24 protein-coding genes and 1 tRNA gene are annotated in these 26,438 nt (G+C 47.2%); 16 read left to right on the forward strand and 9 right to left on the reverse strand.

Translation table 11 applies throughout. The features are described from left to right. On the reverse strand, positions 1 to 986 hold a 986-nt coding region (locus ACTF5U_RS00030; RefSeq protein ID WP_438969575.1), incomplete at its 3' end, for a LysM peptidoglycan-binding domain-containing protein. A gap of 188 nt (positions 987 to 1,174) precedes the next feature. Between ACTF5U_RS00030 and ACTF5U_RS00035 the strand changes: the two genes are divergently transcribed. From ACTF5U_RS00035 to ACTF5U_RS00105, 15 genes are all read left to right on the forward strand, one after another. Then, complete coding sequence (locus tag ACTF5U_RS00035; protein ID WP_438969576.1) at positions 1,175 to 1,492, forward strand: c-type cytochrome; 318 nt, start codon at positions 1,175 to 1,177, stop codon at positions 1,490 to 1,492. A 105-nt stretch (positions 1,493 to 1,597) separates the two neighbouring features. Next, the gene (gene def, locus ACTF5U_RS00040) at positions 1,598 to 2,101 is read left to right on the forward strand and encodes a peptide deformylase (RefSeq protein ID WP_438969577.1); all 504 of its coding nucleotides are present in this window, start codon (positions 1,598 to 1,600) and stop codon (positions 2,099 to 2,101) included. Between the two features lie 8 nt (positions 2,102 to 2,109). Beyond that, positions 2,110 to 3,039 carry a methionyl-tRNA formyltransferase gene (gene fmt / locus ACTF5U_RS00045; protein WP_438969578.1) on the forward strand — a complete coding sequence of 310 codons (930 nt, stop codon included), beginning with the start codon at positions 2,110 to 2,112 and terminating at the stop codon, positions 3,037 to 3,039. After that, positions 3,032 to 4,345, forward strand: a complete 1,314-nt coding sequence (gene rsmB, locus ACTF5U_RS00050) for a 16S rRNA (cytosine(967)-C(5))-methyltransferase RsmB (RefSeq protein WP_438969579.1) — start codon at positions 3,032 to 3,034, stop codon at positions 4,343 to 4,345. The genes fmt and rsmB overlap by 8 nt, the downstream gene beginning before the upstream one ends. Beyond that, the gene (locus ACTF5U_RS00055; protein ID WP_438969580.1) at positions 4,323 to 4,898 is read left to right on the forward strand and encodes a DUF4390 domain-containing protein; all 576 of its coding nucleotides are present in this window, start codon (positions 4,323 to 4,325) and stop codon (positions 4,896 to 4,898) included. Before rsmB ends, ACTF5U_RS00055 begins: the two co-directional genes overlap by 23 nt. Then, positions 4,889 to 7,054, forward strand: coding sequence for an ATP-binding protein (locus ACTF5U_RS00060; RefSeq protein ID WP_438969581.1), 2,166 nt, complete (start codon positions 4,889 to 4,891; stop codon positions 7,052 to 7,054). Before ACTF5U_RS00055 ends, ACTF5U_RS00060 begins: the two co-directional genes overlap by 10 nt. Beyond that, complete coding sequence (locus ACTF5U_RS00065; RefSeq protein WP_438969582.1) at positions 7,051 to 8,325, forward strand: sigma-54-dependent transcriptional regulator; 1,275 nt, start codon at positions 7,051 to 7,053, stop codon at positions 8,323 to 8,325. The genes ACTF5U_RS00060 and ACTF5U_RS00065 overlap by 4 nt, the downstream gene beginning before the upstream one ends. A gap of 9 nt (positions 8,326 to 8,334) precedes the next feature. Further along, the gene (trkA, locus tag ACTF5U_RS00070) at positions 8,335 to 9,717 is read left to right on the forward strand and encodes a Trk system potassium transporter TrkA (protein ID WP_438969583.1); all 1,383 of its coding nucleotides are present in this window, start codon (positions 8,335 to 8,337) and stop codon (positions 9,715 to 9,717) included. 7 nt (positions 9,718 to 9,724) lie between these two features. Next, positions 9,725 to 10,285: a YqgE/AlgH family protein gene (locus ACTF5U_RS00075; RefSeq protein WP_438969584.1), complete on the forward strand. Its 561-nt coding sequence runs from the start codon at positions 9,725 to 9,727 to the stop codon at positions 10,283 to 10,285. Continuing rightward, positions 10,282 to 10,701 (forward strand): Holliday junction resolvase RuvX, encoded by a 420-nt coding sequence (gene ruvX / locus ACTF5U_RS00080; protein ID WP_438969585.1) that lies wholly within the window; start codon positions 10,282 to 10,284, stop codon positions 10,699 to 10,701. The genes ACTF5U_RS00075 and ruvX overlap by 4 nt, the downstream gene beginning before the upstream one ends. Continuing rightward, positions 10,683 to 11,228 (forward strand): bifunctional pyr operon transcriptional regulator/uracil phosphoribosyltransferase PyrR, encoded by a 546-nt coding sequence (gene pyrR, locus ACTF5U_RS00085; RefSeq protein ID WP_438969586.1) that lies wholly within the window; start codon positions 10,683 to 10,685, stop codon positions 11,226 to 11,228. The genes ruvX and pyrR overlap by 19 nt, the downstream gene beginning before the upstream one ends. Beyond that, positions 11,218 to 12,192 (forward strand): aspartate carbamoyltransferase catalytic subunit, encoded by a 975-nt coding sequence (locus ACTF5U_RS00090; protein WP_438969587.1) that lies wholly within the window; start codon positions 11,218 to 11,220, stop codon positions 12,190 to 12,192. Before pyrR ends, ACTF5U_RS00090 begins: the two co-directional genes overlap by 11 nt. Beyond that, positions 12,189 to 13,466, forward strand: coding sequence for a dihydroorotase (locus tag ACTF5U_RS00095; RefSeq protein WP_438969588.1), 1,278 nt, complete (start codon positions 12,189 to 12,191; stop codon positions 13,464 to 13,466). The genes ACTF5U_RS00090 and ACTF5U_RS00095 overlap by 4 nt, the downstream gene beginning before the upstream one ends. Positions 13,467 to 13,484: 18 nt before the next feature. Beyond that, on the forward strand, positions 13,485 to 13,676 hold the full coding sequence (locus ACTF5U_RS00100) for a DUF3012 domain-containing protein (RefSeq protein WP_438969589.1): 192 nt from the start codon (positions 13,485 to 13,487) through the stop codon (positions 13,674 to 13,676). Beyond that, the gene (locus tag ACTF5U_RS00105; protein WP_438969590.1) at positions 13,666 to 14,415 is read left to right on the forward strand and encodes an HAD family hydrolase; all 750 of its coding nucleotides are present in this window, start codon (positions 13,666 to 13,668) and stop codon (positions 14,413 to 14,415) included. Before ACTF5U_RS00100 ends, ACTF5U_RS00105 begins: the two co-directional genes overlap by 11 nt. On the opposite strand, the gene ACTF5U_RS00110 is transcribed toward ACTF5U_RS00105, so the two are convergent. The 4 genes from ACTF5U_RS00110 to ACTF5U_RS00125 all read right to left on the reverse strand — a co-directional run bounded on the left by ACTF5U_RS00110 (position 14,412) and on the right by ACTF5U_RS00125 (position 20,888). Then, the gene (locus tag ACTF5U_RS00110; RefSeq protein WP_438969591.1) at positions 14,412 to 18,026 is read right to left on the reverse strand and encodes a hydantoinase B/oxoprolinase family protein; all 3,615 of its coding nucleotides are present in this window, start codon (positions 18,024 to 18,026) and stop codon (positions 14,412 to 14,414) included. The genes ACTF5U_RS00105 and ACTF5U_RS00110 overlap by 4 nt on opposite strands. 91 nt (positions 18,027 to 18,117) lie before the next feature. Next, positions 18,118 to 18,194, reverse strand: a tRNA-Asp gene (locus ACTF5U_RS00115). Positions 18,195 to 18,309: 115 nt separating this feature from the next. Then, positions 18,310 to 20,070 (reverse strand): 30S ribosomal protein S12 methylthiotransferase accessory factor YcaO, encoded by a 1,761-nt coding sequence (gene ycaO, locus ACTF5U_RS00120; RefSeq protein ID WP_438969592.1) that lies wholly within the window; start codon positions 20,068 to 20,070, stop codon positions 18,310 to 18,312. A gap of 71 nt (positions 20,071 to 20,141) precedes the next feature. Beyond that, entirely contained in the window at positions 20,142 to 20,888 is a 747-nt protein-coding gene (locus tag ACTF5U_RS00125; protein WP_438969593.1) for a plastocyanin/azurin family copper-binding protein, read from the reverse strand. Positions 20,889 to 21,224: 336 nt separating this feature from the next. Here ACTF5U_RS00125 and ACTF5U_RS00130 point away from each other — a divergent pair, with 336 nt between their 5' ends. Next, complete coding sequence (locus ACTF5U_RS00130; protein ID WP_438969594.1) at positions 21,225 to 22,553, forward strand: DEAD/DEAH box helicase; 1,329 nt, start codon at positions 21,225 to 21,227, stop codon at positions 22,551 to 22,553. Here ACTF5U_RS00130 and ACTF5U_RS00135 read toward each other — a convergent pair. The 4 genes from ACTF5U_RS00135 to ACTF5U_RS00150 form a co-directional block, all read right to left on the reverse strand. After that, positions 22,547 to 23,212 carry a peroxiredoxin gene (locus ACTF5U_RS00135; RefSeq protein ID WP_438969595.1) on the reverse strand — a complete coding sequence of 222 codons (666 nt, stop codon included), beginning with the start codon at positions 23,210 to 23,212 and terminating at the stop codon, positions 22,547 to 22,549. The two genes, ACTF5U_RS00130 and ACTF5U_RS00135, sit on opposite strands and share 7 nt — an antisense overlap. A gap of 116 nt (positions 23,213 to 23,328) precedes the next feature. Next, on the reverse strand, positions 23,329 to 23,679 hold the full coding sequence (locus ACTF5U_RS00140; RefSeq protein WP_438969596.1) for a hypothetical protein: 351 nt from the start codon (positions 23,677 to 23,679) through the stop codon (positions 23,329 to 23,331). A 65-nt stretch (positions 23,680 to 23,744) separates the two neighbouring features. After that, positions 23,745 to 25,010 carry an MgtC/SapB family protein gene (locus ACTF5U_RS00145; protein WP_438969597.1) on the reverse strand — a complete coding sequence of 422 codons (1,266 nt, stop codon included), beginning with the start codon at positions 25,008 to 25,010 and terminating at the stop codon, positions 23,745 to 23,747. Then, positions 24,994 to 25,845: a bile acid:sodium symporter family protein gene (locus tag ACTF5U_RS00150; protein WP_438969598.1), complete on the reverse strand. Its 852-nt coding sequence runs from the start codon at positions 25,843 to 25,845 to the stop codon at positions 24,994 to 24,996. Before ACTF5U_RS00150 ends, ACTF5U_RS00145 begins: the two co-directional genes overlap by 17 nt. Between the last annotated feature and the right edge of the window lie 593 nt (positions 25,846 to 26,438).

Below are 26,438 nucleotides of genomic sequence, written 5' to 3' on the forward strand. Positions count from 1 at the left end.
GCCTTCATCACGATAGCAAAACTGACCTTCTCATAAATCTTAAACACCATTGCCTCACCCGCGTGTTCATCCGGCAATGTAACCATGTCATGACGGTCTTCAGTAACTTGATCAGGGATCGTGTCCCCTGCCTGGAATATGGATAAGACATGGCCAGATTCAAGCCCATCACGGTTACCCAGATTTAGTACCACAATCTGGTACTGACCAACCTGAGATACACCATCAAATACGGAGATAATTTTACCGCTCATTACCTGCTCTGGTGAGCGGGGAATGAAATTAAGATCATAATCATCCTCCTCAACCTCAAGCAAACGATCACCAACACGAACTTCACGGTCAGAATAGGTTAGATCCACTTTGGCTGGGTCACCTTCTGCAACAAGCGCTGCATCAGCCGTATAGATCGCTTCGTAGCCCAGAATCTCATCGGTATCAGGATCCTTGTAGACTTTGCCGCCTCGGAAAATACTGTAATTTTCCGAACCACCATTGTCGACTCCGCGAACGTAAACGTAATCACCTTCACCTGAAATTAATCGTTCTTCAGCGCTTGCAACAACATAAGGCGCATTATCTAACACCTCTGCCCCAACCACACGGGGTTTAGTCAGGAAAGGACCAATAGCAGAGAGTGGTATCGTTGGAATGGGTTTATCCAGCATGGTCTCACGTACTTGTGGCGAGAGTTTGACGTCGCGCTTGCCCCGATTCAGCTCCAGAACAGGTCTGCCATCACGATAAACCAATGAAAGCTCATCGCCCGGATAAATCAGATGAGGATTATCGATTTGTGGATTGACGTACCAGATATCGGGCCAGTGCCAAGGGTATTTGAGAAACATACCCGATATGTCCCAAAGGGTGTCGCCTTTAACGACGGTATATCGTTTTGGATGATCGGGGTTAAGTTCGACTTCATTTGCCACTAACGGCAGGCTTAAAAAAACAAAAAACAGGCTTAGAACAATGCGTCGTATCATTGAGATATCCTCATGGACATTAACGTTACCCCGATCCAGTTGTGAGTAACAACAGATATAGTGTGTTATAAGCGTAAACACTTATCAAGCTATTAGGCAACTTTAGCACTGGTAGGATAGTCTTAACGTGTCTTTTGAAACGTGATTAAATTAGCATTAACTTTACTTTTGCTTTGATGGAGCCTGTAATGAAAATTCTTGCAATCGCCTTAACCACTTTTATTTCTCTAACACTCGCTCAGGTCAGTTTCGCTGCGGGAGATGCAAAGGCTGGAAAAGCCAAAGCCGCTGTCTGTGCAAGTTGTCATGGCACGGATGGCATGGCACTTCTTCCGACCTATCCTAATCTTGCGGGTCAAAATGAAGCCTATCTGGTTTCGGCATTGAAAGCCTATCGCAGTAAGGAACGCCGGGGCGGAAATTCGGCTTTAATGCATGCAATGGCAGCAAATCTTTCCGATGATGATATCGCTAATCTGGCTGCTTACTACGCATCATTAAAATAATGACAAACTTTTTCTAAGGTTCCTTATCTGGACGGCAGCAGATTACAATAGAAGTTTGAAACAGCGTTCTGCTCATATAAGCACAGAACAGAAACGGGTATTAACATGGCTATTTTGAATATTCTGCATTTTCCTGATCCGCGTCTGCGTAAAAAAGCGGATCCTATCAACGATGTCACGGATGACATTCGTCAACTTGCCGACGATATGCTGGAAACGATGTATGACGCACCTGGTATCGGACTGGCAGCAACTCAGGTCAACGTGCAAAAGCGCATCCTGGTGATTGATATATCGGAAGAAAAAAACGATCCTCTGGTTTTAATTAATCCTGAAATTCTTGATGCTGAAGGCGAACGAGAGTTTGAGGAAGGTTGTTTATCTGTGCCCGAAGCCTATGAAGCAGTCACCCGTGCTGATAAGGTCAAAATCAAGGCTGTTAACCCGCAAGGTGACGCATTCGAATTCAGTGCTGACGGGCTCCTTGCCACCTGTATTCAGCACGAGATTGATCACCTTGATGGCAAGCTGTTTGTGGACTACTTGAGCAACCTGAAGCGTCAGCGCATTAAAAAACGACTCGAAAAACATCAAAAACAAAAACTGTAAGGATTGCCATGCGCATCATTTTTGCCGGCACACCGGCTTTTGCGGCTGAGACGTTAGCGGCATTACTCAAGAGCGAGCATGATATCTGCGCCGTTTATACCCAACCCGACAGACCCGCAGGTCGTGGCAGAAAGTTGACCGCAAGCCCCGTTAAGCAATTGGCACTCGATCATCATATCCCGGTTGAGCAACCAGTTAACTTCAAACTGGATGACACCATTCAAACATTAGCCAATTATGAGGCTGACTTGATGATTGTTGTCGCCTATGGTCTGCTACTTCCGCAAAAAGTCCTTGATACGCCCAAACATGGTTGCATCAATGTGCATGCCTCTCTTTTACCGCGTTGGCGCGGCGCGGCACCAATACAACGAGCTATCCTCGCAGGCGATAAAGAATCCGGTGTCTGCATTATGCAAATGGAAGCAGGTTTAGATACCGGACCGGTACTACTTGAGGCTCGCTGTGATATCAATAGCGATGACACAACAGAAATGCTACATGATCGTCTGGCAAAACTGGGGGCGCAAACATTGCTCGATTGCCTGAAAAACTTTCATACATACCAAAATACAGCCGTACCTCAGATTGATACACAAAGCTGCTACGCCGAGAAAATCAAAAAGCAGGAAAGCCTCATGGATTGGCAACAATCCGCCAAAGCATTACTTCGTCAGATCAATGCGTTTAATCCCTGGCCGGTTGCTCAAACACAATGGCATGGCGATACCTTCCGCATCTGGCAGGCAGAGGTGATTGATGGAACAAACAACAGCTCACCCGGCGAGATCCTTGCTGTAAGCAAAACGGGTATTGATGTGGCAACAGGTGATGGCATCTTACGCGTTAAACAACTACAAGTTCCGGGTAAACGCGCCATGATGGTAAGAGATTTTCTTAACGCAAACCTAATAGAAGTTGGCGAACATCTTGGCTAAAAAACAACGTTCATTATGCGCCCGCTCCGCAGCGGCATTGATTATCGCCGAAGTGCAAAACAGAGGCCGTTCGCTGAATGGTGTTTTAACTGAGTTTCTGCCTCAATTGAATGATAATGATCGTAGCTTTTGCCAGCAGCTTTGTTATGGTGTTTTGCGCTGGCAACCCAGCCTTGTTTTTCTCAGCAATCAACTGCTCAAAAAAGCGTTTAAGAACAAAGATGCTGATATCGCAGCCTTGTTACTGCTTGGTATCTATCAACTTCGTGATCTGCGTACCCCATCACACGCAGCCATCTCTGAAACTGTCAATGCGGCGAAAATACTGGGAAAGCAATGGGCAACGGGCTTACTCAACGCATGCCTTCGTAACTACCAACGGCAACAGGATGAACTCGAGACTAGCCTAAAAAATGATGCGGTTGCTTTCTATGCTCACCCGGAATGGCTGTTACAACATTATCAACAAGACTGGCCGGAATATTGGCAGAAAATCATGGCCGCTAACAACCAACAGGCACCGATGATGCTTCGCGTTAACCGATTGCAGGCTTCACGTGAAACCTATATGCAGCAGCTTGCCGATAATGGCATAAAAGCCAGCGAGCTGAGCTTGTGTGATCAAGGGGTTTTGCTGGATAGCGCTTGTGACGTGTTAAGCCTGCCAGACTTTGAAACCGGACGCGTATCGGTGCAAGACGGTGCAGCGCAGTTGGTAGCCCCCCTGATGCAGATTGCGCCTGGACAACGAATTCTTGACGCTTGTGCCGCTCCGGGTGGCAAGACGTGCCATATCCTGGAACAAGAATCAGCCAATAAAGTGCTGGCCCTGGATATTTCAGCTGAACGTCTAAATCAAATTGAGCAAAATGTAAGCCGCCTTGATCTAAATGCCGAACTCATCGCCGCAGATGCTGCCACCTCTGATGACTGGTGGGATGGCGAACAATTTGATCGCATTCTTATCGATGCGCCCTGCTCAGGTACTGGGGTTATTCGCCGTCACCCCGATATCAAGCTACTTCGACGACCCGAGGATATTTCTGCTCTGGCGCAATCACAACAGCGTTTACTGGATAAATTATGGCCTTTGCTGAAAGCTGATGGCCTGATGGTTTACACTACCTGCTCTGCATTCAAACAAGAGAATGAGCAGCAAATTGAAGCTTTTCTTCAACGACATCCGGAAGCTGAAGAAGTCAGGTTCGAAAGGCCTCCCGCCACAAGCAGACCCTATGGTTATCAGCGTCTTCCCGGCGATGATGTCATGGACGGTTTTTTTTATGCCTGTCTTCGCCGCCGCTAACTATTTGCTCAAAAGTTTGTTGTTGGTGCTGATTTTCAACTTCAGTGCCAGTGCCGCCGTTTTCAGTGTTAATCATCCCAAAGTGCATCAAATAGGTAATGGTTATGTCCTCAGTGCGCAGGTGAGCTATCCACTGACACCAAGGGTGGTAGAGGCGCTGGAGAACGGTGTGCCTATTACGTTTATTCAGGAACTGGAGTTAAACAAAAGTTTTCCAATTTTGGGTAACTTCTGGCAATGGGAAACGACTCTTTGGGAGACTACGCTCCGCTATCAACTGCGATTTCATGCTTTATCTGAACAATACATTATTTTGTCACTGGATACCGAGCACCAGCGTAACTTTCCTAACTTGGAAGGGGCTCTGATGGCTTTAGGAAAAATCACTGACTTAACCGTTCCACCAGAACACACGCACAACACCGAAGATTTAATTTTGCGTATTCGCAGTGGTTTGGATTTGAATGCTTTGCCCACGCCTATGCGGCCTGGGGCAATCATTTCCAGTAAATGGCAATTGACCAGTCCATGGGTGCAAGCCGTATGGCCATAGCTTTTATTAAGAAACTCAGTTCTGGCACGGCACCTTACTTTTCATTGGCCTTGCTTTTGCTCGTACTGGCCTACCTCTTGAGCGCAGCAACGCAGGACAGCTCTCGACTCAACGATCTGTTTTTGGTCATTTTCAGTATCGGTATCGTCTGTCTGCTTTTGTTGGGCGCTATTCTGGCTCGAAGCCTCTACCGCCTCTACCGCGACTTTAAACAGAGTGAAGCGGGTTCGCGCCTGACAATCCGCTTAGTGAGTCTGTTTGTATTACTGATTCTGGTCGCCACCACTATCGTTTACGGTTTCTCGATACACTTTCTGCACCGCGGCATTAACAGCTGGTTCGATGTCAAGATAGAGCAAGCCTTGGACGACTCATTAGAACTCAGTCGGACCTCCTTTGGTATCCGGATGCGTACTTTGCTGAGACAAACCAGAATGATGGCCGGGGTGCTGGGTGAATTACCGGAATCAAGGCTTTCTCATAGCCTGCGGGAATTGACCGAACTCAGCGGTGCACTTGAGTTAAGCATCTGGGCTATGGACGGTCAGCCTGTTGCATCCAGCATTGAATCTCCCACCATTATGGTGCCAAACCGACCTAATGACAGCATCATGCGGCAAATCCAACAAGGCGAAGATTATATAGGCCTGGACCCAACCGAAAATGATGAGCTGCAACTTCGCGCAACCGTTACGATACCGCGAAAATCAGTGTTAGCAGAAGAACGCATGCTAAACGTGTTATTCCCCATTAACGATCGACTGAGTGAGTTGGGGCATACCGTTCAAAAAGCCTATACCGATTACAAAGAGCTGAGCTACCTCCGAAAACCGCTCATTATGATTTTTACGCTCACACTCAGCCTGATTGTGTTTCTGACTATTCTGGCATCGATCTGGTTTGCGATATGGATCTCCAGACGCATTGTTGAACCCTTGCAGGAATTGGCAGAAGGTACGCAAGCCGTCGCTTCTGGCAATTTCAATATGAAACTGACCGCTTCCGGTCATGATGAAATCGGCTTTCTCGTGCGTTCCTTCAATCAGATGACTCAACGACTCACGCATGCGCGCAATGCCTCACAACGCAGTCACCGGCTACTTGAGCAGCAAACCAGTTACCTGACCACTGTACTGGGCAGTCTCTCAAGCGGTGTAGTGACGGTAGATAAACGTCTCTATTTACACACCGCCAACAATGCCAGCAGCACTATTCTCGGCATCAACCTTCAACAACGACTGGAAACGCCCCTGTCTAAACTGGCGCAGATTAATAGTAATACTCAAGTCTTTTGTCAGATGGTTGTTGATTGCGCGAATCAGGCTGATCGTTGGGAACAGCAAATCGAGTTAAAGAAGAAAAAAGGCAATCAGACGCTGATTTGTCATGGTACCCGCCTGCCAAGTCATGCAGGCTGGGTGATTGTATTTGATGATATTACGACTCTTTTACAAGCTCAGCGAAATGCGGCCTGGGGTGAAGTAGCACGACGTCTGGCACATGAAATAAAAAACCCATTAACACCCATTCAATTGTCGGCAGAGCGTTTGCAGCGAAAATACAGTGCATTGCTGCCTGAAGATCAAACTGGCTCGGTGAACAAGTTAACAGGTACGATTGTGCAGCAGGTTGAAGCCATGAAAGAGATGGTCAACGAGTTTTCTGAGTATGCCCGTACTCCCGCACTTCAGATGCAGACACATTCCATTGGCCTCTTAATTCGTGAAGTCTTAACCATGTACCAGAGCAACCCGAACCATCAGTTTGCGTTACTGAATAGTCCCGAAGATATTCAGATTCGCATTGATGCCAATCGGTTCCGTCAGGTCATGCATAATCTGCTTAAAAATGCGATTGAGGCCTGTGAAGATGCGAATCAGTCCGTCGACATTGTGATCAGTTATCACCCGATTGAGATCGGCCAGCATCAATGGCTGGAAGTCACCCTTCGCGATCATGGCCCGGGCATACCGGATACAATTGTTGATAAACTGTTTGAGCCTTATGCCACCACCAAGTTTAAAGGCACTGGACTGGGGCTTGCCATCGTTAAAAAAATCATTGAAGAGCATGGCGGTGATGTCTGGGCTGAAAACCTTGACGGTGAGGGAGCGAGTATAATTATCAGATTACCTATGGAGGATGACCGTCCGTGAGCACTGACAAACCACTGATTCTAGTTGTCGATGATGAGCCCGATATTCGAGAACTCATCAAGGATATTCTGGAAGACGAGAATTACCATGTCAGTGTTGCTGCCAATGGACAGGACGCGCAAGCGCAGTTCAACAAGCAACTTCCTGACCTGATTTTACTGGATATCTGGATGCCTGATATTGATGGCATCACGCTATTAAAAGAATTCAAACAACAAAATAAAGCCGTTTCTATTGTGATGATGTCCGGTCATGGCACCATTGAAACGGCTGTCGAAGCAACCCGACTTGGCGCGAGTGACTTTATTGAAAAGCCGCTATCAACCGCAAAATTACTTCGTGGCGTTGAAATGGCACTGGAAAACAGAGCCAAACAAGCCGCTATTCAGCGGGAGTTGTCACAGGTTCCGGTCGGTAAAAGCAGTCAAATGAAGTTGCTGCGAGAGCAGGTTGAACGCATTGCACGTCATGATATGGCCATTTTGCTTGTCGGAGACGGTGGCGTTGGTAAGCATTGTTTCGCCCGATACATTCATAGTCTGGGTAGTTTTTCTGATGGTAAATTTATTGAGTTAAGTCCCGAAAGCTTTCCGCTGGACAGCCATAAAATCAAATCACTGGCTGCTGGTAACTGCATTTTCATCAATGATCTGGCCTTATTGAATGATGATGCTCAAGCCCTGCTGCTTCATTTGCTGGAAAGCCAACAATTAGCTAATTGCCAGCTTATCTGTGCGACCCAGTTTGCTTTACAAAAGTCCGTGGATAACGGTGACTTTTTAGAAGGCCTGTTATATCAGATAAATAGTATTTCTCTAACCATTCCATCACTTAAAGATCACATAGAAGATATTCCCGAACTGGTACATAACTTTGTTGATCTACAAACAACACAAGCAGGACTTCCCTATCGTCGCTTCACCGTGGCTGCGCAAAATCGTCTACGAAATCATGACTGGCCAGGCAATGTGTTGGAATTAAAAAATGTCATCCAGCGTTTGTTACTTCTGAGTGATAGCGATGATATTGATGTAGAAGAAATTGATAAAGCCCTGCTGACTGAGGCTGAAGCAACCTCAGATGGTGATGAAGTCATCAACTTTGAGCTACCCTTACGTGAGGCAAGGGAACAATTCGAACGTATTTATTTACTGCGAAAATTACAGGAAACAGAGGGTAATGTCGGTAAAGCGGCTAAACTGGCTGGCATGGAACGTACACATCTTTATCGCAAACTTCGCTCACTCGGCATTGATACTAAGCAGATTTAAGGACGTGATATGAAAATTCTGATTCTCGGTGCAGGACAAGTCGGGGCCTCTGTTGCGTCTACGCTGGCACGTGAAGACGATGATGTCACCCTGGTTGATACTGATAACAGTAATCTGCTGAAACTGCAGGATCATTACGATATTCGCACCATTCAGGGCGAAGCTTCCCATCCGGATGTACTTGCCCGAGCTGGCGCGGAAGATGCAGATCTCCTGTTAGCTGTCACCAACAGTGACGAAACCAATATGGTCGCCTGTCAGATTTGTCACACGCTGTATAACACACCCACTAAGATTGCTCGTATTCGCTCCACCGGCTATTTATCAACACCACAGTTATTTGATAAAGAAAACCCTCAGGCCATTGCTATCGACATGCTGATTAGCCCGGAACAAATCATTACTGAATATATCCAACGCTTAATCAGTCACCCCAACGCCTTACAAGTGCTCGATTTTTCCAATGGTAAAGTCCAACTGGTGGCAGTAAAAGCCTATCATGGCGGCCCTTTAGTCGGTCACCCTCTTCGCGATCTGCGTAAACATATTCCCAAAACAGAAACCCGTGTTGCAGCCATTTTCCGGGAAGGTCGTCCGATTACACCTACAGGTGATACCGTCATTGAAGCGGATGATGAAGTCTTTTTTATCGCTGCAGCCAAAGATATTAATGCCGTAATGGGCGAATTACGTCGACTGGAAAAACCCTATAAACGCATTATGCTTGCTGGTGGTGGCAACATCGGCGCCCGCCTTGCCAAAGCCCTGGAAAAGAAATATCAAATCAAACTCATTGAAGCGAATCCTGAACGAGCCGAGTTTCTCTCCGAAGAGCTCGCACATTCCATCGTTCTGCTGGGTGATGTTGCCAACGAAGAACTGTTACTGGAAGAAGAGATTGATAAGGTCGATTTATTCTGCGCTCTAACCAACGATGACGAAGCCAATATCCTTTCCTCCATGTTGGCGAAAAGACTGGGCGCCAATAAAGTATTGTCCTTGATTAACCGGGCTGCATACGTGGATCTGGTCGAGAGTGGCAGTATTGATATTGCATTGTCTCCACAACAGGCCACGATCGGGAGTCTGCTCGCTCATATTCGTCGCGGCGATATCGTCGCTGTGCATTCCTTACGACGCGGTGCGGCTGAAGCCCTGGAAGCCATTGCCCATGGCGACAGTAGTTCATCCATGGTTGTAGGGCGGCGTATAGATGAAATTGATTTGCCACCCGGCACAACCATCGGCGCTATCGTGCGTGGCGAAGAGGTAATGATTGCTCATCACGACACGATTATTGAAACCGAAGATCACGTCATATTGTTTTTGGTCAATAAACGCTATATTAAAGAAGTAGAACGTCTGTTCCAGGTTGGCTTTACTTTCTTCTAGGAGCAAAATGGAATCCACTCTTCAAAATCATTTTTTGGTCGCCATGCCAGCACTATCCGATACGTTTTTTTATCGCTCGGTTGTGTACTTATGTGAGCATGATCAAAATGGCGCTATGGGGCTCATCATCAACCGACCCACACGCGTGATGTTGGAAGAACTGCTTTCCCACCTCAAAATAGACAACCCGGCTGATTCGCTGAAAACGACACCGGTATTATTCGGTGGCCCTGTTCAAAAAGGCCAGGGAATGGTCATTCACAATCAACATAACGCTGAATGGAAATCCAGCCTAAAGCTTACTGATGACGTTTTTCTCACCACATCAACCGATATTCTGGAAGCTATCGGTACTGATGACGGACCGGAAAATGCTTTGGTCACATTAGGTTATTCAGGTTGGGAAGCCGGACAGTTAGAAAAGGAACTGGCCGAAAATAGTTGGCTCACCGTGCCTGCCGATCCCGGACTGCTTTTTGATACACCAGCAGATAAACGCTGGCAGGCAGCAGCACAACTACTGGGTATTGATATTAACCTGATGTCGAACACCACAGGGCACGCATGACAACAAGCAGAACCTTGCTGGGATTTGATTTTGGCATGAAAAACATTGGCATAGCAGTCGGACAGGAATTGACACATACCGCCAACCCACTCACTGCGATTAAAGCGCGTGATGGTATTCCCGACTGGGAAAAAATACGAAAACTGCTTGATGAATGGAAACCACAATTGCTTATTGTCGGTCTGCCTCTCAATATGGATGGCACAGAACAGGAGATGACGGCAGCAGCTCGCCGCTTTGGCAACCGACTAAATGGGCGCTTCAATATCCCGGTAGAATGGCAGGATGAGAGACTGACAACATACGAAGCACTGGATCAAATGGGGATCCACAGTAAAATGGACACTCGGCAGCGCAGTGACGTCGATCAGTTATCCGCGCAACTTATACTTCAATCATGGCTGAATCAAAAATGACCATCGCTTTCACATCATCGCAAGTACAAGACTTGCTACAAACCATGGCCACGGATATTCGTGCTCGACTCGGTGATAAAAAGCCTTTACTGGTCGGTATTCATACCGGAGGCGTCTGGGTCGCGAAAGCATTACAGGACATTCTCGGTTCAGACTTTTTTGATGCCCCACTCGGCACCTTGAACATCGCCTATTATCGCGATGACTTTACCCGCATTGGCATGCACCCACAGGTCACCCCTTCTGACTTACCGTTTTCGGTTGATGATCGTCATTTATTGCTGGTTGATGATGTCATGCACAGTGGCCGCACCACCCGCGCCGCACTCAATGAAATTTTTGATTATGGCCGGCCGGCGAGCGTCACCTTTGCAGTCTTAATGGAACGCAACGGGCGCGAGCTACCCATCCAGCCCGATATCACCGGTGAAACCATCAATCTAAGTAAAGATAAGCATATCAAACTGACCAATACAGATGGTTTACAACTTGAATACCGAACCAAGGGAGTGGTGAATGAAGAATAACCAACTGACTGAACAAGGCCAGTTACGTCATTTCCTCACCATTGAAGGCCTAAAAAAACCGTTATTAACGGAAATTATGGACCGTGCCGAACAGTTTTCCGGCATTACCCAACGACAAGTTAAGAAAGTACCGATTCTACGTGGTAAAACCATTGTTAACCTGTTTTTCGAAAACAGCACGCGAACCCGTTCTACGTTTGAATTAGCCGCAAAACGTCTGTCTGCCGACGTAATGAATTTCAATATCAGCACCTCTGCAACTTCCAAAGGCGAGAGCCTGCTTGATACCTTGCACAATCTTGAATCGATGCACACGGATATGTTCGTGGTCCGACATAATCAGAGTGGTGCTGCAGAATTTATTGCCGAACATGTCTCACCTCACGTCAGTGTAATCAATGCGGGTGACGGCTGCCATGCACATCCCACCCAGGCGATGCTGGACATGTTCACGATTCGGCGTCATAAAAAACATTTTCCTGATTTGCGTGTCGCTATCATCGGAGATATTTTGCACTCGCGTGTTGCCCGCTCACAGATTCAGGCTTTATCTATTCTCGGTGTGGGTGAAATACGCGTCATTGGTCCCAAAACGCTGTTGCCTTCTGACTGCCAGACACTCGGCGTGCATGTTTACCATGATATGGAAGCCGGACTGGAAGATGTGGACGTAATCATCACACTGCGTCTGCAACTTGAACGCATGCAAGGCGCTTTGTTACCCAGTCCCCGTGAATATTACGACTGCTACGGTCTTACCCCAGAAAAACTCAGGCTGGCCAGCCCAGATGCGATTGTTATGCATCCCGGCCCCATCAACCGAGGCGTTGAAATTGCCTCAGATGTCGCCGATGGACCGCAATCGGTCATATTAGAGCAAGTCACACATGGTATTGCTGTGAGGATGGCTGTGATGTCGATGGCAATGGGGTCACAGTCAGAACAAAGCGAGATATCCGCATGAAGATCCGTATTAAAAATGGCCGCGTTGTTGACCCGGCCAGTCAACTCGATGCCCGCCATGATGTGTTCATCAGTAATGGCAAAATTGTCGCTATAGGCGATCAGCTTGATGACTTTGCGGCGGATAACATCATTGATGCAACAGGGTTGATCGTGGCGCCTGGGCTGGTTGATCTAAGCGTCCGTTTGCGTGAGCCGGGTCAGGAACACATGGCTACTATCAGTAGTGAGACCAAAGCAGCTTCTGCAGGTGGCATTACCTCACTATGCGTACCACCCGATACCGATCCTGTCATTGATAATCCGGCAGTAGTCGAATTAATTGAAGATCGGGCAAAGAAATCGGGTAGAGCCATGGTACTGACTGCCGGCGCAATGACACAAAACCTTGAAAGTGAGCTACTGGCAGAAATGGCGCGTCTCAAAGCAGCAGGATGCGTCGCCATCAGTAACGGCTTGTCTGCTGTCAAAAACAGCGTCATTTTGCAGCGAGCCATGGCATATGCCGCTACTTTGGATATGTCCTTATTCATCAATGCGACCGACCCCTGGTTGCAAGCGCAGGGCTGTGTACATGAAGGTGCTGTGAGTTCCCGCTTAGGTTTAGGGGGAATCCCTGAAAGCGCTGAGACCATTGCCGTTAGCCGTTATTTAATCTTAATTGAACAAACGGGTGTAAGCGCCCACTTTCATAATTTATCTACGGGGAAAGCGGTCAAGTTGATTCGTGATGCTCAAAATCGTGGCCTGCCAGTAACGGCGGATGTGAGCGCGCATCACCTGCATTTATCCGAACATGATCTCGGTAATTACGATGCTTTAAGCCACGTGTTACCGCCGTTCCGAAGTATTCGCGATCGGGAACAATTACAACAAGGTGTGCGGGAGGGTATTATCGCGGCGATTTCATCGCATCACCAGCCACTGGATAAAGATGACAAGCTGGGCCCGTTTGCCGAAACACAACCGGGCATTTCCGGACTGGAAACATTGTTACCATTAACAATGAAGCTGGTTGAAGATGATGAAATTGATCTGCAACAAGCATTAGCCAGCCTGACCTGCAACCCTGCCGATATTCTGGGTATTGACTCGGGTCAGCTCAAAATCGGAGCCGCAGCTGATATTTGCCTTATTGATCCAGATTCTGAATATGAATGCCAGCCACTCAACTTTGTCAGTGCCGGTAAAAACAGTCCTTTTGAAGGCTGGTTATTCAACCATCAGGTTAGTCACACCATCTTTCATGGTCGTTTAGTATATGAACGCGATTGAGTCTTTTAGGAACTAGTCATGACAATAACACGACATTTAGCAGTTTTTTTTACCGCATTGATGCTTACATTCTTTTTATCTGCCTGCAGCCCGGAAGTGGGTAGTGAAAAATGGTGTCAGGTGATGAAAGATAAACCTAAAGGCGACTGGAGTACGAACGAAGCGGCTGATTTTACCCGTCACTGTATTTTCCCATCTAATGACAAATAAGTTATACGCTCTCGATTTTGATGGCGTTATCTGCGACAGCGCCATAGAAACGGCGATGGCAGGCTGGAAGGTTGCACTACAGCTTTGGTCAGATATGCCTGAACAGATACCTGCTGATATCATGCAAAAATTCAGACTGGTCAGACCGGTAATGGAAACCGGTTATGAAGCAATTCTGATTGTAAGGATGCTGTTTGAAGGCTTGGACACTGACAGTCTTATGTCTGCCTTTCACCATCAAATAGAGGCACTGATGATTCGTGACGAGCTTTTCGTTGATGAACTCAAACAAGCTTTCGGTGCTACCCGCGATCAGTGGATTGAAGAAGACTTCGAGAACTGGATTCAAATGAATCCATTATTTGAAGGTATCGCCGAAAAATTACATCAGATTGAAACTGAGCAAAGCGTCATTATCACGACCAAACAAGAACGTTTCGTCGATCATATTCTCAGCGCCAATAAAATTCATTTTCCTATAGCGCAAATCTATGGCCTGGATCGGAACCTGAGTAAACAGCAAATTCTGACCGACCTCAGTGCTGCACAACCTGATTCAGATATTTTGTTTGTTGAAGACAGGCTACCAACGTTAATCAACGTTATCACCGATGACAGACTGGACCACGTGAAGCTCTTTTTTGCTGACTGGGGGTACAACTCAGCCGAGGATCGCGATAGCGCAAGCAACATTAAACGTATCAAAACCATTAGTTTGCAAGACTGGCAAAAGCTCTAAGCCTGCCCGAAGCCACCACCGCCCGGCGTCAGTATTTCAATTTTGTCATCGGCATCCAATTCTATCTGTGCACAGGCTGGCAATGTTTCTTGATCACCATTGGCCCGGATAATATGGTTGATTCCCAGCTTGCCTGCCTCACCACCTTCCAGACCAAAAGCAGGAATGACGCGGCCATTGGATAAAACACTCACCGTCATTGGCTCAAGAAACTGTAAACATCTCCTGGCACCGTTGCCACCCTGCCATCGACCTTGACCACCGGTTCCAGCCTCAATGGCATGCTCACAGACGCGAACCGGATAACGGCTTTCCAACACTTCCGGATCCGTTAGCCTGGAGTTTGTCATCAAAGTCTGCACCACCGAGGTGCCGTTAAAGCCATCAATCAATTGACCATCTTCATATATACCCCCAGCGCCACTGCCACCGGCCAGCGTTTCATAATACTGATAGGTTTGATTACCGAAAGTCAGATTGTTCATGGTTGGCTGCGCCGAAGCCATGACCCCAAGCGCGCCATAGAGTGCGTTGGTTATACAGGTTGAGGTTTCAACATTTCCCGCCACTACCGCAGCCGGATACACAGGGTTAAGCATACAACCTTCCGGAATAATCAACTCCAAAGGCTTTAAACAGCCGGCATTAAGAGGGATATCATCCTCCACCAATGTTCTGAATACATATAAAACGGCTGCAATCGCAACGGCTTTCGGTGCGTTAAAGTTATTCGGCTGTTGGGCACTGGTCCCGGTAAAATCTATTGATGCCAGCCTCGCTGCTTTATCAACCTTGATGGCAACCTTAATCTCACTGCCATTATCCAGCTGAACACTGAAAGCTCCGTCATGGAGTTGATGAATAACCTTTCTGACTGCAGCTTCTGCATTATCCTGCACATGTTGCATATAGGCTTCCACCACTTCAAGCCCATAATGCCGGACCATTCGGCTTAATTCCTGTGCGCCTTTTTCATTTGCCGCAATCTGGGCGCTGAGATCCGCAATATTTTGTTTGATATTTCTGACTGGATATTCACCGGTCGTTAATAAGGTGGTTAGAGCCTGCTCCTGAAGCTGCCCTTTAGAAACAAGCTTAAAATTAGTAATTATGATGCCTTCTTCGTCGATATGCGTTGAAAAGGCAGGAATTGATCCGGGAGACTTGCCACCAATATCTGCATGATGCCCACGACTGCCAACATAAAAGGTCGGTTTTGTTTGGTCAGCTAAAAATACGGGAGTAATCACTGTCATATCTGGCAAATGCGTCCCCCCATGATAAGGATCGTTCAATAAAAATACATCTCCTGCTTCGATCGTGCTGCGATTAGCATCGATAATGGCTTTAACACTCTCGCCCATGGAGCCCAGATGCACCGGCACATGTGGGGCATTGGCGATCAACTGACCTGACGCATCGAAAACCGCACATGAGAAATCCAATCGTTCTTTGATATTGACCGACAAAGCCGTATTTTGCAGTTGCAGTCCCATCTGCTCAGCAATATTCATAAACAAATTGTTGAACACTTCCAACATCACCGGATCCGCTTTAAGGCTGAGTGTTTCAGGCTGCTCTGAATTTGATTCTTTCTCTAGTAATAAATGTTGTTTCGCTGTCACCGTGGCCTGCCAGCCTGGCTCAATTACAGTAGTGGCATTTTTTTCAATCAATATCGCTGGACCAGCGATATGATCACCGGCCTGTAAAGCTTCACGTTCAATCAATAATGCCTGCTGCCACTGACCGTCAGTGAACATACAAACCGTCTTTTTAACCGGTAATTCTCGCGGGGAAAAGTTCTGATCGTTTTCTTGGGGTGTTGACGTTCTCAGCACTGCTTCGACAGATACCGCCTCAACAATAAGCGCTTTATCTGCCATCAGAAAAGAAAATTGCTGTTTGTATGCCTGCTCAAAATCAGCTTTAATATTTTTAATCTTCCCAAATGGCACAATCAATCCGGTATCACTGTCCTGATAGCGCACATGAACGCGTTGTATGACATCCGGCTCACCGCGATCCGCATATTGCTGCGTCAGCGCTGATAAGGCTTCATCACTAAGCGACTTTAACGTTTCCTGGATCCGGGAGAAAGCGTCTTGCTGTAACAAGCAATCAAGGCTTTGTTGTTTAATCAGGCTCTGATCCGCCAGCCCCATACCATAGGCGCTCAACACGCCGGCGAAAGGATGAATCAAAATCTGTTTGATACCCAGCGCATCGGCCACCTGACAGGCATGCTGAGCTCCAGCCCCGCCAAAGCACTGCATCACATAGCGCGTGACATCGTAACCGCGTGCAACGGATATCTTTTTAATCGCATTAGCCATTTGTTGAACCGCAATACGGATACAGCCCTCGGCAACCGCTTCTTTGTCTAAGCCAGTCTGACTGGCCAGCAAAGAGAATTTTTCTTCCACAATGCCTGCGTCCAGAAGCTGATCGGCTTCTGGTCCAAATACTTTGGGAAAGAAATCAGCCTGGATCTTGCCCAATAACACATTGGCATCCGTGACCGTTAAAGGTCCACCGCGCCGGTAACAGGCCGGTCCGGGATTGGCACCAGCACTGTCGGGACCGACACGAAGTCGTGCACCATCATAATCTAAAACTGACCCACCACCTGCGGCTATAGTATGGATACGCATCATCGGCGCTCGTAGCCGAATGCCTGCCACCTGAGTTTCAAACTCACGCTCGAATTCACCTGCATAGTGCGAGACATCGGTAGAGGTGCCCCCCATATCAAAGCCAATGACCTCATTAAACCCGGCGATTTCAGCGGTTCTGGCCATGCCTACAATGCCCCCGGCAGGACCGGATAAAATCGCATCTTTTCCCTGAAACTGTCTTGCCTCAGTCAAGCCACCTGAAGACTGCATAAAGTAAAGCGGTACACCCGGCATTTGCGAGGCAACCTGGTCCACATACCGCTTTAAAATAGGTGACAGGTATGCATCAACGACCGTGGTATCACCACGGCTGACAAACTTAATCATCGGGCTGACCTGGTGGGAACAACTGATCTGCTCAAAGCCGACTTGCTGTGCTATTTGTTTCGACTTTAATTCATGTTGGTGATGTTGATAGCCATGCATAAACACAATGGCGATACTACGGTAACCCTGCTCAAAAGCCTGTTGTAAATCTTGTAACAACGGCTGCTCATCAAGTTCAGTGAGTATGCCGCCCTGATGACTGATGCGTTCATTCGCCTCAATCAGAGATTGGTAAAGCAGTTCAGGGCGTTCTATGTGTCGATCAAACAGGCGGGGACGGTTCTGATAACCGATCGCCAGTGCGTCGCGAAAGCCTTTACTGGTCAGTAAGACCGTCGGCTCGCCTTTACGCTCGAGCAAGGCATTAGTAGCGACAGTGGTTCCCATTTTAATCGAGCTGACCTGCTCAACTGAAATCAACTCATCAGGATTCAAGCCTAATAAAAACCGTATCCCAGCAACAGCTGCATCAGGATATTGCTCAGTATTTTCAGAGAGTAATTTATGGGTATGCAATGCGCCATCGGGATCTCTGGCGACAATATCGGTAAAGGTACCGCCGCGATCAATCCAGAATTGCCATTTTTTAGTTTGAGATGACGTCATGAAACCAGAGTGTAACGAAAAAGCCGATTAGCGTGGCTTTTAATGGCAGCAGACAAAAAGATGAAAATCAGATCGCAGAAGCAGAAAAAAGTGGCGGAGCGGACGGGACTCGAACCCGCGACCTCCGGCGTGACAGGCCAGCATTCTAACCAACTGAACTACCGCTCCGCAGTTTTTTCTGAACCGTGCTATAACGCCACGGTTGCGAGAAGAAGCGTGCAATATACAGCAAAAACCGCAAAGGTGTTAGTGTTAATTTGCAAATGCTTTTTAAGTCCTTGATTTAGCTTTTACGTTTACAGTTTTCCCAATAATGTTGCTTGGCACGTTGCAATTTTTCATAGCCGGCTAATAAGGCATTATGTCTCTCAAAACCTTCCAGACTTAAACCTGGTGTATGCAAACCATGAAAGACTGTTTTCGCTTCAACGATTTCTATTCCGACGTCGACATTTTCTTCGCCAAACATCAACTTTAAACCTGCTTTATAGTCAGCGTATTCGCGCTCTTCATCCCACTTGATATCAAGTAAGGCTTTCAGGCAACGATAAAAGCGTAACTGAGCCTCATCCCCCTGCCCCAGAGATAAGCACCAGTCAATCCATTCCAGACTCTGTTCATCCTGCAAGGCTAAACATAGCATCAGTTTAACTTCACCCAGTCTGATACTTGCCCACAGAGTACCAGGATCGGGGGCCAGACCAATAAACTGCGCCACCGGCGCGTGATCGTTAAAGCCACCCTCTTCAAGCGCCATTAATAATTCTTGCCAGCTGTCTTCATTACCCTGCTTCAGTGATAACAATGCTTCCCGGAATAAAGCCCCTTCATTGTTGTTTTCCCAGACAAGTTCATCCACCGGATAAATGTCAGACATGCCAGGCACAATAATCCGGCAGGCATAGACATCAAGATGCTCATAATCAGCAATGTAAATATCAAAGCCCAGTTGATGAATCAAATCGACGAGATAACCATATTCGTCAAAGGTGGGGGCATCGTGATCCCAGTCATAGAACGCATAATCTGGTGTCTGTTTAAAAAAGTCGTAAGAGATATAGCCACTGGAATCAATAAAGTGCATTTCCAGGTTCTGTGGTGACGCCACCTCTTCCATATCAAATGTTGGTGGATGGAAGACATCCAACTGATCGAGGCTTCGTCCCTGCAACAACTCAGTCACCGTCCTTTCTAAGGCCACCTCAAAGCTGGGATGAGCACCAAAAGAGGCAAATACGGCCCCGTCTTTCGGATTAATCAGGGTGACATTCATCACCGGAAACTGACCACCCAATGAGGCATCAGCGACTTTGAGATGGTAACCATGCTGTGTCAGCTCTGCCAACGCTGCTTTTATTTTAGGAAAACGATCAATCACATACTGCGGCACATCTGGCAGACAGATACCTTCTGCAATGATGCGGTTTTTCACATAGCGTTCAAACACCTCGGATAAGCCCTGTACTCGAGCTTCATTCCGCGTATTGCCAGCTGACATGCCATTACTGACGTAAATATTGCCAATCACATTGACCGGAAAATAGCGTGTTTTATGATCACGCTGGCGTATGTAGGGCACGGCGCAAATGCCACGTTCGCCATGACCCGAATTCGTATCAATTAACTTATCGGCTGTGAGCTCTCGATCAGGATCAAAGTGGTTCCACAAACCGTCATCCATCAGTCCATCCGGTACTTCACCCTGCTCAGATCTAAACCAACGCTCATCAGGATAATGCACAAACGCTGACTGGCTGTGCTGCTGGCCCAGATAAAAATCTGCAAAAAAGTAATTACAACTTAAACGCTCAAAGTACTCACCCAGTGCGCTGGCGAGGCATGCCTTAGCACTACTCCCCTTGCCATTAGTAAACATCAAGGGACAGGATTTATCTCTGATATGCACGGAATAGACATAACTGACCGGATTCAGCCAGGATGCTTCTTCAACATCAAAGCCAAACGCTTTCAGCTTTTCCTGCATGGTCGCGATGCTGGTTTCCAGGTCCCGATCTTTACCTTTAATAAATGTCTGTTCTGTCATAAAGTTTTCCAAAAAATAACCCCCTGCCCGAATAAAACGGACAGGGGGTTAGCTAGCCATTATCAGCCGATTTACATTGCTTCAGCTGCAGCAATCGCTTTTCTCACCAAACGACCCGCTGCACCTTTGGCGTCCGCTGATTTTATTGCTTCCAGATTGACCGGTTTGCCAACGATAATGGCACCGCCCATTCCAGCACCAAAGTGAGGGGTGCATTTATAAACGTAAATACCTTCCACACTGAAAGTACGTTCGTAATTCTCACCCAAGGTTGAGTGCCACATCTCAGCACCTTCCGGAATCAAACCTTCTAGTGATTGGGTATCATGCGTTGGCATATTTTCCCAAGCCACTGTGTCATTTGCCTGGATCTCAACCACCAGCGGATCGTATTTCAGACCGACCGCTTTCACGATATGAATTTCACCACTATCTGTGCTTGGCTCTTCAGCCAGTACTTCTTCAGCCTGTGCGGGTGTTGCCGGCACATCTTCCATTGAATCAAACGTTTGACCTACTTCAGCGACCTCATCAACCACCGTCTCGGGTACCGCTTCGTTGGCATCTTCCATATGCTCGGTGGCCGTTTCGTTTAAACCGCCCACTTCATTTTGCTCCAGGGGTTGTGTCGTCTCATCCTTAACCGAGGTTGGTGACACCGCACTCTTATCGTCTATGGTAGCTTCAGCTTGGGGGGATGGTGTGTTTTGATAGCGTTCTTCACTGTCATCTTTAAAAACCGCTGTTGCCGCAACGACGACAAAAACAGCTAAGGCCGCCAGAATGACAGCAACTATTACAGCATTCTTTTTATACATAGTTTCTCCTTGTTAATACAACAGTGTGATCTAATCATAACATCTCTCTATGACAAGCTAATATTGTCAGTTCAGATCATGACAACGATAAATCTGCGATAATGCGTGGTTTATATTCAAATCTGCCAGCATATCCTGATTTAGGATTATGCAGGTCAGCCTTAAGTAAACCAAACACTCAACACAGTGACAAGTAATCCCGTTAAGTGTTCATCACCGATATGGTGGTAGGACTTATCTCGATAATACTTAAGGCAGCCGCAACCATACCAAGTTGCATACTTTTGACACCGATCGTGACTTTTGACTCATGATCTTTTAATTCCAGAGCTATTTATGACATTTTCTTCACTCGGCCTAACCGATCCAATTCTGAAAGCGATCAGCGAACAAGGCTATGACACTCCATCGCCTATTCAAGCTAAAGCTATCCCCGCCATTATGGCTGGCAATGATGTAATGGCCGCAGCCCAGACAGGTACTGGGAAAACCGCTGGTTTCACATTGCCTCTATTACATCGACTCGCAGGCGGAAAACCGGCTTCAGCCAATCAGGCAAGGGCGCTGGTCCTGACACCTACACGCGAACTCGCTGCACAAGTTGCTGATAGCGTGCAAACCTATGGCAAATTTTTACCGCTGCGCTCTATGGTCGTTTTCGGCGGTGTAAAAATCAACCCGCAAATGATGCGCTTACGTCGGGGCGCCGATATTCTGGTGGCAACGCCAGGAAGACTGCTTGATCTCTATCAGCAAAATGCTGTCCGCTTTGATCATCTGGAAGTACTCATCCTGGATGAAGCAGACCGAATGCTGGACATGGGCTTCATTCACGATATCCGAAAAATCATCTCATTTTTACCCAAAAAACGACAAAACCTGATGTTTTCGGCGACGTTTTCTAAAGAGATCCGTACTTTAGCTAAAACATTAGTCTCCAATCCGGTAGAAATTTCTGTCTCACCGGCTAACAGTACTGCGACCACGGTGAAACAGTGGATAGTGCCCGTGGATAAGAAACAGAAACCAGCCTTGCTGAGCGAACTTATCAACACCCACCAATGGTCACAGGTACTGGTTTTTTCACGCACAAAACATGGCGCTAACAAACTCACGCGTCATCTTGAATCTGTCGGTCTTTCCGCTGCTGCTATTCATGGCAACAAAAGCCAGGGTGCCCGCACCAAAGCTCTCGCCGACTTTAAATCAGGTGATAAGCAGGTTTTGGTCGCAACGGATATCGCTGCACGAGGTCTGGATATCGACCAGTTGCCGCACGTGGTCAATTTTGACCTGCCTAACATCCCGGAAGACTATGTGCATCGAATTGGTCGAACGGGTCGTGCTGGCGCTACCGGTGAGGCCATATCCTTGGTCAGTGCTGATGAAGTTGAACACCTCTGGAATATCGAAAGACTGATTGGCAAGAATCTGCCCCGCGATGTCGTGGAAGGCTTCGAGCCTGTCCATGATCTGCCTGCATCCAAACTACACCAGCCCAAACACAAAGCACATAAACCCAAAAAACCAAAACATGGACACGTCGATGGCCAGCGCAGTGAAACGGCACATGCCAATAAGAGTCATCGTAAACAGGCTACAAACGCAGCAAACCCCGGCCAATCAAGACGTCGCCGAAGAAACCCTGCTCGAAAAACTCAATGATGTGTCGGCTGAGGAGTCGTCCTTATATAGGACGTCAATGTTTTGAAGCCGGCAGGAAATAGCTCGCGTGCTTCATTATCACTAACCGTCGGTAAGATAATCACATCCTCACCAGCCTTCCAGTTAACTGGTGTGACCACCTGATACTCCGTGGTCAGTTGAATGGCGTCCAACACACGTAGGATTTCATCAAAATTACGTCCGGTAGTCATAGGATAGGTCAGCATCATTTTGATGGTTTTATCCGGTGCTATAATAAAAACCGAACGCACGGTGGCATTATTTATTGCTAGTCGTCCCTGTGAGCCACCAGGCTCATCCGCTGGCAACATGTTATAGCATTTCGCTATCTGCAAATCATCGTCAGCGATGATGGGATAAGTCACTTTATGCCTCTGGATTGCTTCAATATCCTGCTGCCAGAGCTGGTGATCTTCTACTGAATCAACGCTCAGACCCATGACCTTACAATCCCGTTGGGCAAAATCTTTACTCATGCCAGCTATATAGCCAAGTTCTGTGGTGCACACCGGGGTGAAATCTTTGGGGTGAGAAAATAATATGCCCCAGCTCTCACCAAGCCACTCATGAAAATGAATCAGGCCTTGTGTGGTCTGGGCAGTAAAATCAGGTGCTGTATCGTTAATTCTTAGTGACATGATTGCCTCCGTTAATTAACTAGCCTGGCTGAAAAAGTTCAGCGTTTCATCGATTTATAATAGCGCCAAGCCTGAGGCAATAGCGAGATATTTCGCTCTTAAACTATCTGTATGATTCAGTCTTTGTTTACTTCCCGCTTGTCGATATACATCAGAATAATCTGCCTGTCAGTGTAGATATCGTTGCCACGATGCTGACGTATACCGTCAAAAAAGGCTTTGAACTTGGGATCGCGCTGTTTCATGCCTTCCAGATCCTGATTAAGAACCTGAGCCTGAAAAGCCGTTGGAGCGGTATCAAAATGTCGGGATGCACAATATAGGGCTATGGTTTGCTCGGCCTGCTCCGCTTTGACTTCATTATTCTGATTGAATAGACAGCTATGGTAATTAGCCTGCTCATCAGCACCGGCTATACCGTTAAACACCAAACCAAACAACCATACTGTTAATTTTTTGTTTTGCATCATCTCGTCCATCAGCTAACTGACGCTATGACTAAAGACAATGGACAACGGTTCCTGACTGGCTATTACCAGTAAACGATAAGGGCCGAAACCAGACCGACTATCGCAGCAAAACTGAGCGGTATCGAGACTTTGACAAAGAGTGCAGGACCACCAATGACTGAACTCATGATCGCTTTGAGGAAACTGTTCATAGACGCCGCAATGACACACCCCATCACGAATAGACGAATCCCAAGATCATTCCCTGCAATACCTATAAGGGACAACAGGATGGCATCAACATCAGCAATACCTGACATGGCCGCGAGTGTCATCAACCCCGCATCACCATAAACCTGTCGTAATACGACACTTAACAGCATCACTATCGTGAGTATGGCGCCAAAACCAAAAGCCATTTTTAAATCCAATGGATTTTTTAACGTCGAAGACGTGTTGAGCAGCTGATGTCCGACGCTTCCCTTTTGATAAAAGACCAGTGGGAAAAAAGTCAGGGTTGCCATTAACAGCATTAGCCACCAGATACTGCTCAGTAGCGATGGTGCCAGTAAAGCAATCACGATTATGATCCGTAAATACATCGTGCCGCATGCAATCAAAATAGCACTGGCGACTATGGATACAAGATCAGCGTTTTGTTTACCTAGACGTGATAAATGTAATGTGACTGCTGTAGAAGAGGCTAAACCACCAAACAATCCGGTAAACAATATACCCCGCCGTGCGCCACCAATCTTAATGGCAAAGTAGCCTGCGAATGATATTGTCGCAATCAATACCACCATCAGCCAAATCCGGTAAGGATTCAAAGACTGCCAGGGTCCGTATCCCTGATCAGGCAACACCGGCAGCATCACAACAGAAATTAACAACAACTTCATACCGGCACGTAGTTCTTCTATTTGTAGGCGACCTATCAGGTTATGCAGCTGGGGTTTATAGCTCAACAAGACAACGGTCACCACGGCTATTGATGAGGCCTGTAATACCGCTCCCGTCGTCGCCAGAGCACCCAGAATAAAGACCAGCAATGCCGCTACAAGGCTGGTAATGCCCCAGTCACCTTCCTGCCGTTGTTTGGCCAAGAAAATGATGCCAATTACTGTACTCAGCGCGATAAAACCAAGACCTAAAAGCAAGGGGCCGAACTTTTGAGTCAATACCCCAAAGACACCACCCAGTAGACCAATCAGACCATAGGTTCGAACACCGGCAATTCGCTGGCCATCCAAACTTGCCCTTTCCTGCCAGCCACGCTCAATGCCAATCATTAAACCAATGGCTAGTGCGATCAGAAGATAATATAAACTTTCAATCTCTGTCGTCATGATTATTTACCCTCTCTTGCCCCTGCCAGAAAGCGGCTAACACTGATCCACTAATATTGTGCCATACACTAAATAAAGCACCGGGCAACGCCGCCAGTGGAGAAAAGAAATTCAACGCTAAGGCCACAGCAAGCCCCGAGTTCTGCATGCCTACTTCTATGGCCAGAGTTCGCGCTATAACCGTTGAATAACCAGCCCTTTTTGCCAATAAATAGCTCAAGAACAAACCAGAAAGGTTATGCAACATCACCGCTATCAGTAATGTCCACGATAGCTGGGCCATGCGCTCATGATTAAGCGCAACGACTATGGCGATAATAAATATGATCGCCAACACCGCGATTAGCGGACAAAAATTCTGTACCGGCTTGATATGTCTGTGCAGGAAATGGTTAAAAAGAACACCGGCCGTGACCGGCACAACCACCAGCATAAAAATACTTATGAACATCGACCAGATTGGCACATCAATAGCGGTTTCGATATAGAGCCAACTCAGCCATGGCGTCATAAAAACGGCCAGCATGGTAGAGACGGCTGTCATTGTGATCGATAGCGCCACATTACCGCCCGCAAGGTAGGTCATCACATTTGAGGCTGTGCCGCCTGAACAGGCACCGACAAGAATCAATCCCACAGTGAGCATTGGCTCCAGCTGCAATACTGTGGCAATCATCCAGGCAAGCAGCGGCATTAAACCAAACTGCAGGCTTACCCCAAGAAAAACCACCAGAGGCTGCACCAACACGTTTTTGAAGTCATCCAGCTTCAATGTCAGCCCCATCGCAAACATAATCAATGCTAGTAGTGGCAAGATTGCAGGCTTGGAAAACACGAACCATCCTGGCTGCCACCAGGCAATGAGACTGATTAATATGACCCAGACAGGAAACAGCCGGGTAATACAGTTACTTATGTAAAATAATGTAAACATGTGGTTTGGCTATTGCCAATTGGGTGAATAAAATCATTAAATTAACACCTTGTCAGTGTTGGTCGGCAATGTGATTGTGGAACTATTGACGACATATCTACCTAAGTTCATGTAAAAAGGAAACTAACTTCACATGCTATTCGACTCTGCACGAGCACGTTTTTCATTAATCATTTTTATTGGCCTGTTCTCACTCACAGCCAAAGCAGACGATCCTGCCCCAGTATCCACAACAGTACCCAAGCAATCATCGATAGCGCAAACACTGACGCTGTCAGGCTCATTAACTGCTGAGAAACGGGCAATGCTATCACCCAGAGTTGATGGTCTGGTGGCAGAAGTTCTGGTTGATGCCGGCAGTCAGGTTGAAAAAGGTGAAACACTGGTCAGACTGGATCCTGCCATCGCTCGACATCAGTATGCGCAAACCAAGGCGGCTACTGTTGAAGCAGAAGCGGCCCGGAACGAAGCTGAACGATTGGTAAACGAAGCCG

Source organism: Methylophaga sp., assembly GCF_965655755.1.
Classification (GTDB): Bacteria; Pseudomonadota; Gammaproteobacteria; order Nitrosococcales; family Methylophagaceae; genus Methylophaga.